Source organism: Nocardioides cavernaquae (assembly GCF_003600895.1).
GTDB lineage: Bacteria > Actinomycetota > Actinomycetes > Propionibacteriales > Nocardioidaceae > Nocardioides > Nocardioides cavernaquae.
In genome coordinates this window covers 2,368,417-2,382,239 of the sequence record NZ_QYRP01000002.1, presented here as the reverse complement: position 1 = coordinate 2,382,239, position 13,823 = coordinate 2,368,417, and the positions used below count along the sequence as shown (strand labels likewise).

At 69.0% G+C, this 13,823-nt stretch carries 15 protein-coding genes; 1 reads left to right on the top strand and 14 read right to left on the bottom strand.

What is annotated here, in order from left to right:
- Window positions 1-6: 6 nt before the first annotated feature.
- The 11 genes from D4739_RS11480 to D4739_RS11430 form a co-directional block, all read right to left on the bottom strand.
- Entirely contained in the window at window positions 7-477 is a 471-nt protein-coding gene (locus D4739_RS11480; protein ID WP_120060747.1) for a hypothetical protein, read from the bottom strand.
- A complete protein-coding gene (locus D4739_RS11475) occupies window positions 474-959 on the bottom strand; it encodes a hypothetical protein (protein ID WP_120060746.1) in 486 nt (161 codons plus the stop codon). The genes D4739_RS11480 and D4739_RS11475 overlap by 4 nt, the downstream gene beginning before the upstream one ends.
- Entirely contained in the window at window positions 956-2,287 is a 1,332-nt protein-coding gene (locus D4739_RS11470) for an MCE family protein (protein ID WP_120060745.1), read from the bottom strand. Before D4739_RS11470 ends, D4739_RS11475 begins: the two co-directional genes overlap by 4 nt.
- On the bottom strand, window positions 2,287-3,516 hold the full coding sequence (locus tag D4739_RS11465; RefSeq protein ID WP_120060744.1) for an MCE family protein: 1,230 nt from the start codon (window positions 3,514-3,516) through the stop codon (window positions 2,287-2,289). The genes D4739_RS11470 and D4739_RS11465 overlap by 1 nt, the downstream gene beginning before the upstream one ends.
- Window positions 3,513-4,622 carry an MCE family protein gene (locus tag D4739_RS11460; protein ID WP_182920391.1) on the bottom strand — a complete coding sequence of 370 codons (1,110 nt, stop codon included), beginning with the start codon at window positions 4,620-4,622 and terminating at the stop codon, window positions 3,513-3,515. The genes D4739_RS11465 and D4739_RS11460 overlap by 4 nt, the downstream gene beginning before the upstream one ends.
- The gene (locus D4739_RS11455) at window positions 4,619-5,608 is read right to left on the bottom strand and encodes an MCE family protein (RefSeq protein ID WP_147384897.1); all 990 of its coding nucleotides are present in this window, start codon (window positions 5,606-5,608) and stop codon (window positions 4,619-4,621) included. Before D4739_RS11455 ends, D4739_RS11460 begins: the two co-directional genes overlap by 4 nt.
- Entirely contained in the window at window positions 5,605-6,630 is a 1,026-nt protein-coding gene (locus D4739_RS11450) for an MCE family protein (protein WP_120060741.1), read from the bottom strand. Before D4739_RS11450 ends, D4739_RS11455 begins: the two co-directional genes overlap by 4 nt.
- Window positions 6,627-7,805 (bottom strand): MCE family protein, encoded by a 1,179-nt coding sequence (locus tag D4739_RS11445; RefSeq protein ID WP_120060740.1) that lies wholly within the window; start codon window positions 7,803-7,805, stop codon window positions 6,627-6,629. The genes D4739_RS11450 and D4739_RS11445 overlap by 4 nt, the downstream gene beginning before the upstream one ends.
- 7 nt (window positions 7,806-7,812) lie before the next feature.
- Window positions 7,813-8,661 carry an MlaE family ABC transporter permease gene (locus D4739_RS11440; protein ID WP_120060739.1) on the bottom strand — a complete coding sequence of 283 codons (849 nt, stop codon included), beginning with the start codon at window positions 8,659-8,661 and terminating at the stop codon, window positions 7,813-7,815.
- Window position 8,662: 1 nt separating this feature from the next.
- A complete protein-coding gene (locus tag D4739_RS11435) occupies window positions 8,663-9,559 on the bottom strand; it encodes an MlaE family ABC transporter permease (RefSeq protein ID WP_238473622.1) in 897 nt (298 codons plus the stop codon).
- A gap of 123 nt (window positions 9,560-9,682) precedes the next feature.
- Entirely contained in the window at window positions 9,683-10,162 is a 480-nt protein-coding gene (locus tag D4739_RS11430) for a winged helix-turn-helix transcriptional regulator (protein WP_120060737.1), read from the bottom strand.
- Window positions 10,163-10,222: 60 nt separating this feature from the next.
- Here D4739_RS11430 and D4739_RS11425 point away from each other — a divergent pair, with 60 nt between their 5' ends.
- Entirely contained in the window at window positions 10,223-11,638 is a 1,416-nt protein-coding gene (locus D4739_RS11425) for an MFS transporter (protein ID WP_238473621.1), read from the top strand.
- Between the two features lie 14 nt (window positions 11,639-11,652).
- Here D4739_RS11425 and D4739_RS11420 read toward each other — a convergent pair whose 3' ends face one another.
- The 3 genes from D4739_RS11420 to D4739_RS11410 all read right to left on the bottom strand — a co-directional run bounded on the left by D4739_RS11420 (window position 11,653) and on the right by D4739_RS11410 (window position 13,782).
- On the bottom strand, window positions 11,653-12,255 hold the full coding sequence (locus tag D4739_RS11420; RefSeq protein ID WP_120060736.1) for a CGNR zinc finger domain-containing protein: 603 nt from the start codon (window positions 12,253-12,255) through the stop codon (window positions 11,653-11,655).
- 9 nt (window positions 12,256-12,264) lie between these two features.
- Complete coding sequence (locus tag D4739_RS11415) at window positions 12,265-13,053, bottom strand: enoyl-CoA hydratase/isomerase family protein (protein WP_120060735.1); 789 nt, start codon at window positions 13,051-13,053, stop codon at window positions 12,265-12,267.
- Between the two features lie 141 nt (window positions 13,054-13,194).
- On the bottom strand, window positions 13,195-13,782 hold the full coding sequence (locus tag D4739_RS11410; protein WP_120060734.1) for a TetR/AcrR family transcriptional regulator: 588 nt from the start codon (window positions 13,780-13,782) through the stop codon (window positions 13,195-13,197).
- Window positions 13,783-13,823 lie beyond the last annotated feature (41 nt).

Here is a 13,823-nt window from a genome sequence, read left to right as displayed (position 1 = left end):
GGCACCTCACACCGGCTTGAGACCAGCGATCTTCCACGTGTCGCCGTCACGCTTCATCGTCACCTCGACCCGGCTTCCCGACACCGCGGTGTGGTTGCCTCGGGCCGTCGTGGTCTGCGTGAGGAAGACCAGCGCGACGACCTTCTCGCGGTTGCCCGAGACGATGCCGGCTGCGCTCACCGACGCCTGGGTGCTGATGCCCTGCTTCGTGGCGGTCGGCTCGACGACGTCCTTGAGGATCTTCCGGTAGTCGGCGCCGAACGGCCCGGTGGCCTGCGCCCCGGCGCGCGCGAGGTCGTCGTGGAGGGTGGCGTTCTCGTAGCTCAGCAGGTCCGGGACCAGCGCCTTCGCGGCAGCGAGCGCATCGCTGCGCGCGTCGGCATGGGCTGCAGCCGAACGCGCCTGCAGGGTGGCCACGACGGCGAGTGCAAGTGCTGCCAGAAGGACGGCCACGGAGATGATGCGGGTGCGGCTCATGCCACGAACTCCAATCCGGAGACCAGCCAGCGGCCACGCGTCTCCACCAGGTCGACCCGGAGCCGGTAGTTGCGCGGCTCCGGTTCCACAGCCTTCTTGTTGGTCACCGTGCCCGTCGCCGCCACGATGACCGTCGCCTTGCCGTCCTCGAGCTTCACGATGCCGGTCGAGACCACCTTGCCCGTGGCGCTCACCTTGTTCCTGGCGAGCTCCTCACGCAGTCGCTTGGCCTGGTCGGCGAGATCTGAGCGGAAGTCGGCGGTGGCTCCGTCGAGCAGCGCGTCGATGTCGTCGCCGGAGGTGGCGCTGCTGATGCCGATCAGGCCGACGACCTCGGCAGCCGCGGCTGCGGTGGCGTCGCTTCCATCCGCGGTGCGTTGGCGCTCGTCACGCCAGGAGAGGAACTGCTGCGCCGCCAACGCCACCAGGGCGAGCGCGACCACGACCGCGGCAACGACCTGCCCGGACAGACGCTCCTTCACCGCACCGTCAACGGTGCGAGTACCAGGATCTTCCACAGGTCTTCTCCATTCTTCAGCTCTGGATCGTTCTGTTCCGGATCGGTCCGGGGTGTGTCGGTGGACCTGCCGACGGCGAGGTCGTACGCCACCGATCCGCTTGAGCCGGGCCAACGGCCCGACCGGAAGGTGAGCCCGCAGTCCTCCGGCAGCGCACCCCGCCGCGCCGAGGTCGGGCACGGGAGGTTCCGGGCACCGCGGACCGCGATCGGGTCGTCGGCCGGGATCTTGCAGTGCGCTTGCGGATCCACCTCGCGGTACGTCGTGTCGCTCGGCGAACGTCGCTGGTTGCGCGGCAGGTAGCCGGAGGAACAGCTCCCCGGAGGACCGAGTGCCGCCCTCAGGTCGTACTGCGCGTCCCCGGAGTTCGCGTGCGGGTTGGCCATCCCCTGGAGGTTCGCGATGGTCGCGGGATAGACGACGAGAAGCTGGCGAAGGCCGGGGAGGTACGTGTTCAGCACCTGCGCACTGGTGGTCAGGTTGTCGAGCAGCATCGGAAGCGTCGGCTGCAGCTCGGTCACCGTCCGGGTCAGGGCATCGAGGCCGCCCGGGCCGGTGCGCAGCAGGGCACGCAGGGCGGCGGTGTCATCGGCCGCCAGGGCGCCCGTCAGCGACTCGAGGCTCCTCGCGTAGTGCCGCGTGGTCGGTCCGAGCTCCTTCTGTGTGGCGAGGACCGGCTGCAGCGCAGCCACCAGTGAGGTGGTCGCGTCGAGGTGCGCCTGCGCCTCGGTGACCAGCCGGCTGGAGGCGTCGATGACCTTGCCGAGGTCCGGTCCGGCTCCGCCGAGTCCCTCGCCGACCTCGTTCAGCACCCGGCTCGTCTGGTCGCGTGGGACAGATGCCAACAAGCGGTTGACCGAGTCAAGGACCGGGGTGATCTGAGGCATGGCGATGGCCCGCTCGCGGACGATCTCCGAGCCGTCGGTCAGGAACGGCCCGTCCCCGTCGGCGGCCACGAGGTCGACGTACTGCTCGCCGATCGCGGAGGTGCTGTGCAGCTCGGCACGCGCGTCAGCCGGGACGTCGGCATCGCTGTCGATGCGCAACGTCGCTGTCGCTCCGTCGTCACTCACCTCGAGCCTCGCGACCTTGCCGACCTCCACGCCGCGGTAGGTGACAAGTGCAGTCGGATAGAGCCCGCTGGCGTCCTCGAAGTCGACGGTCGCGTCGAAGACACCGACGCCGACCATCGTCTGCACCTTGGCGTAGAGGAAGAAGGTCAGGCCGAGTGCGACCAGCGCGATCACGAGGAAGATCCGCAGCTGTCGCTTGATCAGGGCAGAGAGCAACATCAGCAGGCTCCCAACAGGGCGAGCAGGCAGCCACTCGTGGGAGCGGGCTTCGGCTGGCCGGGCGCGGGGCCGGACGACGGCGCGGGCGCCGGGGCACCGAGGAGCGGGTTCAGCAGCTGCTGCACCCCGGCATCGAGCCCACCCGGGAGCTTGAGCCCGGAGGTGGTTTCGTTCAGGATCGACAGCGGGTCCTGCAAGGGGTTACCCGCCTGGAGCGCCGGCGGCAGCACCGACGGGAGGCCGGACAGCCAGGACCCGGCGAGGCTGGCTCCGCGCAGGTCGAGCGTGGTGAAGAGGTTCATGTAGTCCCCCTTGATCCCGTTGCGGGTCGTCAGGGCCGGCCACGGCAGGGTGAACCCGATCTTGAGGGCCTCCGGCAAGGTCTCGCTGGCCTCACCGAGGTTGCTGAGGATCGGTCCGAGGGAGTCCAGGTTGGCCAGCAGTGCCGGGCCGCTGGCCCGGATCACCCCGACTGCCCGGTCGCTCGTGCGCGCAGCCTGGCTGACCGCGCCGATCAGGCGGTTGCGCTCCTCCTCCAGCGTTCGCAGTCCGGGAGCGATGCGGCTGATGGCGCTCGCGATCCGGTCCTGGTCCTCGCGCAGGCCCGCGCTGAAGGAGTCGAGCGACTCCAGGGCCGCAACGATCTCCCCCCGGTTGTCGTCGAGCACTGCGAGCAGGTCGTTGGCGTGGCGGATCAGGTTCCTCGTGTTCGGGACCCGCTCGTGCAGTGCGGTCGCGAACTGGCCCGTGATCGTGCTGATCTGCGAGAGTCCACCGTTGTTGAGGAGGAGGGCAACCGCACCGAGCACCTGCTCCGTGGCCGGGTAGGTGCCGGTCTGCGAAGCGGGCACGACGGCGTTCTCGGCGAGGAGCTCGGCACCAGGCGCGGGCGGCGCGGACACCTCGACGTACTGCGCGCCGAGGAGGGTCTTCTGCCCGATGGAGAACACCGCGTCGGCCGGCAGCGGCACGTCGTCCAGCAGGCGGAGGTGCACGATCGCCTCCCAGTCCCGGGTGTCGATCGAGGCGACCGTCCCGATGACGACGTTGTCCTTCTGGACCGTCGAGTTGGGCACGAGGTTCTCGATCTGGCCGAAGTGGACCGTGACGCTGTAGCCGTCGTCGCCGACCGCCGTCTGGCCGGGCAGCGTGTTGTCGTTGGGCTGGAGCGCACAGGCCGAGGTGGAGAACAGCGCGATGCCGCAGAACAGGGCGAGGGCCTTTCTCATCGCGCGCCTCCCGGCTGCAGGCCGAGCAGGTCGAGGAGCGGTGCAAGGGCGCCTGAGCACTGCTTGCTGGTCCCGCCGACCCCGAGGATCGCACCGCAGAGCAGCTGCGCGACGCTGTCGAAGCCGGTGGTGCTCGGACGGGCCGTGAGCGCCTTGTTCTCCACCGCGTTCGTCAGGTTGCTGAGCGCGTGAGGAGCCACGTGCAGGACCCCGGCCAGCTCGTTGGAGCGGTCCGCCATTGCGGCGGACAGGAGGTTGAGCTCCTTCACCGTGCCCGTGAGGTTCCCTGAGTGACGCTTGAGGTAGGCCTGGGTCACGCCGAGCACATCGGCCAGGTCGCGCACCGCTCCCACGAGGGTGGTCCGGTTGTCGGCCAGCACCGTGCCGACTGCGTCGAGCTCCTGGGTGAAGCCCCGGACGGCGGCGTCGTTCAAGGCGAGGTTGCGGGTGAACTTGTTGAGGTTCTCGATGGTGCCGAAGAGGTCGGAGCCGCCGTCTGACAGTGCTGCGGCGGCGCCGCGCAGCTCGGCGATCGCGGCTCGGAGACGGCCGGAGTTGCCATCCCGAAGGCTGCGGTCGAGCGCAGCGATCGTCTCCGCAAGCGCGCCACCGCCCCGGCCCCCCACCGGCCCGAGCGAGGTGGCGAGGTCGGTGAGCTGCTGCTTGACCTCGTCGAAGGTCACCGGCACCACGGTGTGCTCGATCCCGATCGTCGCGCCGTCCTCGAGGCGGTCTCCCCCGGACCACACCGGAGCGAGCTGGACGAAACGACCGCTGACCAGGCTGGGTGACACGATCGCCGCACGGGCCGAAGCCGGGATCGGCTGACCGGAGTCAACGGTCATGGTGACGAGCACTGAGCCGCCCTCGTTGTCGATCCCCGAGATCTTGCCGACAGAGACGCCGAGCACCTTCACGTCGTCGTTCACGTGGAGACCCTCGGCACTGACGAAGCGGGCGTGGATCGTCTGGCCACGCTCGCCGAGCCACACGAACCCGGCCACCCCGAGGATGAGGGCGATGAGTGCGGCGACGGTTCCGCGGCCGGGCCGCCAGGGGTCGGGCTTCGGGATGCCGGGCCGGGCGGAGCCGATCTGGGCCTTCACGGGATCATCCCTGACAGGATCGGGGCCATGGAGGCCGGTGACGTGAGGTTCTGGATGTAGATGTCGAACCAGGGCCCGCTCGCCAGCGCCTCGCTGATCGACGTGGCGTAGTTCCGCAGTCCGGTGATGCTGTCCTGGAGGTTCTTTCGGTTCTTGTTGAGCAGGGCGACGACCTGATCGAGCTCGTCGAGCGCAGGGCCGATCACGTCGTCGGTGTCCTTGAGCGTGAGCCGCAGCTGCGTCGCAAGACTGCGGGCGCTGTGGAGCAGGCTGATCACCGTGTCCTGGCGGGCATCGAGCTCCGACAGCAGGGACCTGCCCGCGCCGAGGAGCGAGGCGATCTCCTGGTCGCGCCCGGCCAGGACTCCGGTCACCCGGTCTGCCCGATCGACCAGCGACCGGAGCTCGTCGTCGTTCGCGGACACCGCCGACGACAGGGCCGTGATGCCGTCGAGCGCAGGCCCGAGGTCCGGGCTGGCGGTGCTCAGGGTCGACGACGCTTCCTGGAGGGCGCGCGCGAGCTGGCCCTTGTCGATCCCGGCCGAGGTGTCGGACAGCTCACCCAGCGTGCTGGTCAGGTTGTACGGCGAGGACGTGCGCGCCGGCGGGATGGTCTCGCCCACCTTCAGCGCACCGGAGCCACGTGGTTCGAGCTCGATCGCCGCCCTCCCGAGCAGGGTCACCGTGACGATCCGTGCCTCGGTCAGGTCGCCGAGCTCCACGTCGCGATCCGACATGACGATGTCGGCGACGACATGCACTCCGTCGAGCCGGACGTCGCGGACCTTGCCGACCTTGGCGCCCGAGATCAGCACGTCGTCCCCGCCGCGGAGCCCGCCAGCCTCGGCGAACTGGACATGAAGGACGTCGTTGCTGCCGATCAGCGGGAGCCGGTTGATATTGAGCGCGGCCAAGACGACCACAGCCATCACGATCGTCCCGATGATCCCGCGGACGGCCAGCCGGTCGGGAGTGACGGTCCTCATCGCCCGCACCTCGCGGCGTCGGAGCTGATCCACGGGCTCGTACCGAGGTCGGTCTGGATCCGCACGCCACACATGAAGAAGTTGAAGAAGTTGCCGTAGGACGTGACCTCCTGCATGGCGCGGTAGTGCTTCGGCAAGTTGGTCAGCACCTCCTGGAACGTGGTCGCCTGTCGGTTCACCCCGCGCGCAGCCACTGTGAGTGAGCTGAGGTCGGTGCGCATGTCGCCCCGGGCGTCCTTCAGGAGCCCTGTCGCCTGGCGGGCGAAGACGTCGATGCTCGAGGCTGCGTCGAGGAGCCGCGTGTCCTGCCGCTCGAGACCGGTGAGCAGTGCGTCCATCTGGACGATGAGGTCGCTCAGGGCTCCCGAGCGCTCGTCGACGGCGCCGAGGACGCTGTTGAGGTTGCGGACGACCTGGCCGATCAGCTGCTCTCGGTTGCCGATGGTCGTGGTGAACCGGGCAACGTGTGAGACAAGGTTCGCCACCGCTGCGCGCTGGCCCTGCAGCACCCCGATCAGCTGTCCCGACAGCTCGTTGATCTCGGAGGGCACCAGGCCCGCGAAGAGCGGACGGAAGCCGTTGAGCAGCGTGTCGAGGTCGAGGGCTGCAGCCGTCTGGCCGATCGGGATCGTGCCACCAGCGGCGAGCCGGGGGGCTCCGGGTCGACCCTGGCTGAGCTGCACGATGCGGTCACCGGTGAGGTTGCGGTACTGGATGGCAGCCCGCGTCGCGGTCGTCAGCTCCTGGTCGCGTCGCACCTGGACGGTCACCAGAACGGAGCCGTCGTCCTGGACATCGATCGACTCGACCTTGCCCACGTCGACACCCGAGATCCGAACCGCGTCACCCGCGGCGAGGCCGGAGACGTCGTCGAAGACGGCCGAGTAGGTCTCGCGGTCCCCCGGCCTATACGCCGCCGTCACCGCCGCGACCCAGAGCGTGACCACTGCGGCCAGCACCAGGAAGGTGACCAGCTTGATCAGGTCCGCGCGTTGGCGCCTGCGCTCGACACTCAGCTTCATGGCTGGTTCGCCCCTCCCCCGAGCCCGAACAAGGTGTCGAGAGTCGCCCGCTGTGGCGTCGACGGGGACCCGGCGTACGGGTTGGCGCCGGTGTGCAGGACCGGCGGCGGCTGCTCGGACTCGGCGGGCGTGACGAACGGCAGCCCGAAGCAGAACGGCCCGCGATCGTCGCCGACCAGCGGCAGGTTCTTGCCGGGGACGTAAGCCGGCCGGCCCGGCACGATCCGGGTTGCCGTCGTGAGACCGGGCCTGACGCCACCGACTGCGGGCTCGAGCGCAGCGTTGAGCGTGGCGAGGCCGAGGATGATGCACGGGAGCTCGGGTGAGTACCGCGCAACCGTGCGGCCGACCGGCTCGATCAGCGTGAGCGAGGTGAAGATCCCGTCCTGCGAGCTGCGTAACAACATGTCGGTCCGGTCACTGAACGCACCGAGGCTGAGCATGAAGGCGCGCAGCGATGCCTGTCGGCGGACGGCGGTGTCGGAGAGGTCAGCCGCGTGGTCGAGGGTGCCGACGAGCGCCGGCCGGGCCGCGGCGTACACATCGAGGACGTCGTCGGCCAGGGCCAGGTCCTTGCTCATCGTCGTGAGGGCCGGGTTGAAGCCGGTGAGATAGGCATCGGTCCGGCTGATCAGGTCGCCGAGAAGCTCACCGCGCTCGTCGACCGCGCCGGCCACAGCAGTGAGCGCTGCATTGACCTGCGCCGGGCGGGCCACGTCGAGGACTTCGCTGAGGTTGTCGAACACCTCGTTGACCTCGACGGTCACCCGGGTTGCCGGGATGACGTCTCCGGCCGCGATCCGCGGATCGCTGCTCGGGCCTGCTGCGGTCAGCTGCACGTACTTCGCGCCGAACGCCGTCGGCGGCACGATCTGCGCGGTCACATCCGCAGGGACGTCGCCGACACTCTCGGAGTCGATCTTGAGCCCGATCCGCACGGACTTCCCGTCGGTGTCGACGCTGCCCACGTGGCCGATCTCGACGCCGCGGAGCTTGATCGGCGCGCCCTTCGCGAGCGTGAGACCAGCACGGTCTGCCTCCAGAACGACCGCGACGTTGTCCTCGAAGACGCCGCGGTACTTCGCGATGGTGCCGGCTATGAGAGCGGCGACCAGGGCGAGGAAGAGCAGCCCGTAGAGCACCTGGCGGTCGATGCGGTGTGGTGACTCGATCATGGCCGGCTCACCCCGCGATGTGGACGGACGGGCCACCCCAGATGGCGATGGCGAAGATCAGGTCGATGAACATCGTGCAGATGAGGGCCGAGCGCACCGCCGTACCCACCGCCTTGCCGACTCCTGCCGGGCCTCCCGACGCCCGGAATCCGTGGTAGCAGCAGATCGACACGATCACGAGCGCCATCAGGACCACCTTCACGATTGCGAGGAAGAGATCGCCGGGGATCAGGAACGTCTCGAAGTAGTGCTGGTAGGTGCCCGGGGCCTGGTCGTAGCCGACGACCACCACCAGGTACGTCGCGAGCCAGCAGAGCATCACGGCGATCGCGAAGAGCGGGACGACCGCGATGAGACCGGCGATGATGCGCGTGGTCACCAGGTAGGGAACGGGCGGCACCGCCATCACCTCGAGGGCGTCGATCTCCTCGCTGACCCGCATGGCTCCGATCTGGGCCGTGAATCCGGCTCCCACGGTGGCAGTCAGCGCGATGCTGGCGATGATCGGAGCGACCTCGCGGGTGTTGAAGTAGGCGGAGAAGAAGCCGGCCAGCGTCGAGACGCCGATGTTGTCGAAGGAGGTGTAGGCCTGCAGCCCGACCTCGATGCCTGAGGCAGCGGTGAGGAAGCCGATCACCATGACCGTCCCGCCGATCAGCGCAAGGGCACCGGAGCCCATCGAGACCTCAGCGAGAAGGCGCAGGACCTCCCTCGGGTAGTGCCTGATGGCCCGCGGCGCATGTGCGTACGCACTGCCGTGGAAGCTCAGCTGGTCGCCGACGCCACGAAGGGACTCGATCCGCTTCGTCACCAGGTGCCGGCGGAGCTGCGCTCCGACGCGGTTGATCGTGGCCATGTCAGGCTCCCAGCTTGAGCTGAAGGAAGACGGCCGTGATCACGCTGTTGGCTGCGAACAGAAGCATGAACGCGAAGACCACGGTCTGGTTCACGGCCTCCCCGACGCCCTTGGGGCCGCCCTTGGCGTTGAGCCCGAGGTAGCAGGCGGTCAGGCCGGCGAGGAGGCCGAAGACGGCCGCTTTCGCCTCGGAAGCGAGGAAGTCGGAAAGACCGACGAGGAGAGTCAGGTCCGCGAGATAGAGGCCCGGCGTGGCGCCCTGGAGCACGACTGAGAAGAAGTACCCGCCGATCAGCCCGACGATCGTCACCATGCCGTTCAGCGCGACCCCGACCAGGGTCGATGCCACCACCCGGGGCACGACCAGGCGCGAGATCGGGTCGATGCCGAGGGTCACGAGCGCATCGATCTCCTCGCGGATCTTGCGCGAACCCAGGTCCGCGCAGATCGCGGTCGCACCGGCACCGGCGACGACGAGAACACTGACGATCGGACCGATCTCGCGTACGACGGCTACGGCGGCGCCGGCTCCCGCGAGGTCGACCGCGCCGATCTGGATCAGGATCTGGTTGACCTGGAAGATGATCACCACGCAGAACGGGATCGAGACCAGCAGGGCCGGACCGAACGACACGGTGGTGATGAACCACGCCTGGGAGACAAACTCGCGGAAGTGGAACCGGCGGGTGAACATCTGCGCGAAGACCTTGCCGACGAAGCTGTAGAAGTCGCCGAAGGTCGAGAACGTCTTGAAGGGCAGGGAGTTGCGCACTGCCTCGCGCGCCAGCTGGAGCGCCTCGGGCGTCATGCCCTCAGGGCCCGGGCGAGCCTCCTTGCGGTGCGTCCGGCCCGGCTCGGCGGAGGGCCGAGCGGCGGTGACATCCAGTGGTGAGTTCATCGATCCATCCCGTTTGCGCCGACCTCGCGGTCTGCTGTTCAAACGTAGAAAGATGTGATCGCCGTCTCATAGGACGATCGCGCCACGGCGTGGGATCGCCGCGCCCCGGCCACGGAAGTGCCGTCAGCGTGCTGGGCCACCTCCAGCGATCAGCACCTCGGACTCGGCCACCTCATGGCCAGCGTCGCAACGGACGACGACCCGCGCCGGAGCACCACAGCCATCGTGCGTGACCTCCGGGCCGCTCCGCTCAGGGACATGGTCCGCCCCCCATTGGAAGAGCCCGAGGATCACCGGCATCAGGTCGTGGCCGGACGGGGTCAGGAGGTACTCGAAACGGGTCCGCTTGCCCGGCTCCTGATAGGGCTCCTTCGTCAGCACGCCGGCCGCCACCAGCTCGCGCAGCCGCTGTGACGCTGACGCCTCGGTCACCCCCACCCGCTTCCAGAGCTGGTCGAACCGCGTGGCGCCGTAGAAGGACTCCCGAAGCAGGAGGAGCGCGGTGCGATTGCCGAGCAGCTGCAGGGTGCGGTCGATCGGGCACCGGTCCCCCAGCGGAGCGTCCCCGCGCGCGGCCAGCCGACCTCCCGTCTGAATCGTCATGGCAGGAGCGTACTCACAACTGGCTTGCTTTATCCATAGCCAGCATCTTAGTGTCTGGCTATGGAAACCTCTAGTCAGCCGAGGCACGCGCTCGCCATCACCGCGGTGCTCATCGGCTCCTCCTTCATGACCGGCCTCGACCTGTTCATCGTGAACGTCGCCTTCGACGACATCGGACGGGACTTCAGCGACGGCGCCCATGCCCCCACGCTGAGCGCACTGAGCTGGATCCTGACCGCCTACGCGGTCGTGTACGCCGCGCTGCTGATCCCGGCTGGCCGACTCACCGACCGCTACGGCCGAAAGAGCGGCTTCATCGGCGGCCTCGGTCTCTTCACCCTCGCCAGCCTCGCGTGCGGTTTCGCCGATGGCGTCTGGATCCTCGTCGCATTCCGCGCGCTGCAGGCCATCGGCGCCGCACTGATGACTCCCGCCAGCCTCAGCCTCCTGCTCGGCGCCCTCCCGCCGGAGCGACAGGCGGCTGGCGCCCGGCTGTGGGCGCTCGCTGGAGCAATCGCCGCCGCTCTCGGGCCTGCGGTCGGCGGCATGCTCGTCCAGCTCTCCTGGCAGTGGGCATTCTGGATCAACCTGCCCATCGGGATCCTGCTGATGGTCGTCGCGGCCCGCCTCGTTCCCGACGTTCGCCACAACGAGGGCGCTCCACGCCCGGACCTGCTCGGCGGCCTCGTCCTGGCCGTCGCAGTCGGTGCGCTGGTGCTCGGCCTGGTCCAGTCCAACGACTGGGGATGGACCTCCGCCAGAACGCTGGGCGCCTTCGCCGGATCCGGCCTGGCCTTCGTCGCCTTCGCCGGCCTCTCGCGACGACACGCTCACCCGATCATCGACCCGGCCCTCTTCCGCGTCCGCTCCTTCGCATGGGTCAACGCCGCAACCCTCCTGTTCAACGGCGCCTTCGGGGCCTCGCTGCTGCTCGCGATCCTGTGGATGCAGCAGGCGTGGGGCTTCTCAGCGCTGGAGACCGGGTTCGCCGTGGCGGCCGGCCCCCTCGTCGTACCTCCGACGAGCATCCTCGCCGCACGCTTCTTCGGGCACGTCCACCCGTCGCGGCTCATCGCGCTCGGTGGCGTTGCCGTGGCAATCGGATCGGTCATGCTGCTCCTCGCCCTGGACACCCAGCCGTCCTACGCGTCGACCGTCCTTCCGGGGTGGCTGGTGATCGGCGTGGGCGTCGGGCTCGGCTTCCCGAACCTGGTGGCCGCCGGGACGGCCGGGCTGCCGCCCGAGCAGTCGTCCACCGGCAGCGGGATCATCAGCATGGCGCGCCAGGTCGGTCTCGTCCTGGGCGTGAGCATCCTGGTCAGCATCCTGGGCACCGGCGTCACGGACCTTGACCACGTCCGATGGGCCTGGTTCTTCATCGCGGCCACCTCGCTCGTCTCGTCGGTCGCCGCTCTTGGGATGACCAACTCGAGGACCACTACCGCGGTGCCGACCGTCGACCTCAGCCCGGTCTGACGAAGCCAGCCAGGTCAGGGCGCGTCGCCCTCCGCCAACCTCCGCGCGCGATGCGCGCGGAGGTTGGCGGCATTGCCGCACACGGCACCGTCATGCCACACCCCGCTGTTGTTGCGGGATCGGTCGTAGAACGCAGCCGAGCAGCGGTGGTTTGCGCATGTCTTGAGCCGTCGCCAGCCATCCGTCCGCTGGGCGTCCTGCATCTCCATGAGGAGCACGGACGCGACGTACCTCCAGCCCGTGCCGACGGGCACGGAGCTCACCATCCCTGCACCGTCGACCTGCAGCGCGACCGGGACCTGGACCACCCGCATTCCCGGGCGATCTCCGACAGCGTCGCCCTTGCCCCCTCGCACCAGGTCCACGAGCTCGGCGCGCAGGTTGCGCAGCCTCCCGAGGTCAGCGTCGCCGAGTGCAACGTGATCCACGGGAAGCGCGCGCGCCCCGCTCCACACACCCAGTGCACCGTCCAGCCAGTCCTGCGCACTCGCCAGGTCCGCAAGCAGATCTGCGCGACGCGGGCTCCCGGCGGCAATCGAGTTCAGGAAGTCCTGGACGAATGCGAGCGGGCCAGGAGCAGGGTCGAGGCCGTAGCGGGTCGTGGCGGGCCAGCGCATGAGCGTGCCTCAGCGACCCTGGAACTCGACGTCCGGGCGAGGCTGGCCGGCGGCCATCGCCTTGACCGCGCTGCGCATGGCCAGCTGGGCGTCATCGGTCTCGAAGAGCGGCATGGAGATGTCGAACATCGCCTGGTCCGCAGCAGCCACACCGCCCACCGACCAGGTCCTGAGCAGTGCCTTGTGCGCGGCGTGCGCCAGCGTGGGGCCACGCGCAAGCTGCTCCGCAAGGGCGAGGGCTTCCTTGTGGACGACATCATCGGCAACGACTCGGTTGACGACGCCGGCGTTTGCCATTTCCTGGGCGGGCACACGCTCGGAGGTGAAGGCCCACTCGATCGCCCGAGCCCGACCGGCACGCTCCGCGACGCGGTAGATGCCGCCCATGATCGTGGTGATCGCGATGCTCTGCTCCGGGTGGCCGAAGTGGGCGGACTCCCCCGCGATGATGACGTCTGCCCGCAGGGCGAGCTCGAACCCTCCGCCCAGGCACATCCCCTGGACCGCGGCGACCACCGGCATCGGCAGCTGCTCGAGCCGGTTGAAGACATCGAGGTAGCGCGTGAACGAGGCGCGAAGCTCACGACTCGAGGTCTCCGGCCACGTCCGGATGTCACCGCCGAAGCAGAAGTCGGCGCCGGCGGCCTGCAGCACCAACGCCCGGGCATCGCTGCGCTCGATCGCGTCGAGTGCCTCGACGAGGCCGGCAACCATCTGGTCGCCGATGCGGTTCTGCGGTGCGTGCTCGATGGTCAGCACCGCGACCTGGTTCTCGACATGGTGGGTCACGTGGGACATGGGTCTGCTCCTGTAGTGCCGTGGTGGCCATCGGAGCGCGCCCTCCGCGAGGTGATCTCGAATCTCCTCGACGCCGTGGTGAAAGGAGCGTAAGCCTGTTGCCCCTGTCGCACAAGGCCCGAGCCGGCCAGCGCTGCCCTCTCAGTCAGGAGCAGACCGGTCAAGAAGGAGGAGCACGTTGGCGATGCCCTGGTCCAGCAGGTCACGGGACAGTTGGTCGTCCGAGATCGCCCGCGCGACCTGAAGGGTCCCGGCCATCGACGCGAACACCGAGAGCGCAACGGACCGGGCGCGGATCGGGTCAGGCTCAGCCAGGAGCTTCGCCACGTCATCGCTCATGGCCAACATCCCCACCGTGTAGGACTGCCTGACCGCGTCGCCGCTGCGCGCGATGTCGTCGAGCAGCGCGGCCGACGGGCAACCCTCCTCCGGGTGGTCACGATGAGCAGGCGAGAGGTAGTCACGCACGAAGCACTCGAACGACGCGCGGTCGAGCTCGCCGCTCCAGTTGCGCTCGCGCTGGCGCTGCAGCTGGTCCGCCACAACCGTGGCGATCAGGTCGTCCTTCGAGGAGAAGTGGGCATAGAAGGCACCGTTGGTGAGGCCGGCGTCGGCCATCAGCGAGACGATGCCGGACCGGTCCACACCATCGCGCTTGAGCCGGCGACCAGCCTGCTCGATGATCCGCTGCCGGGTCTCGGCCTTGTGATCGGTCTTATAGCGCACCACGTCGATCCACTCCTCCGGCCGCTTGTCTCGAGACCGATCCT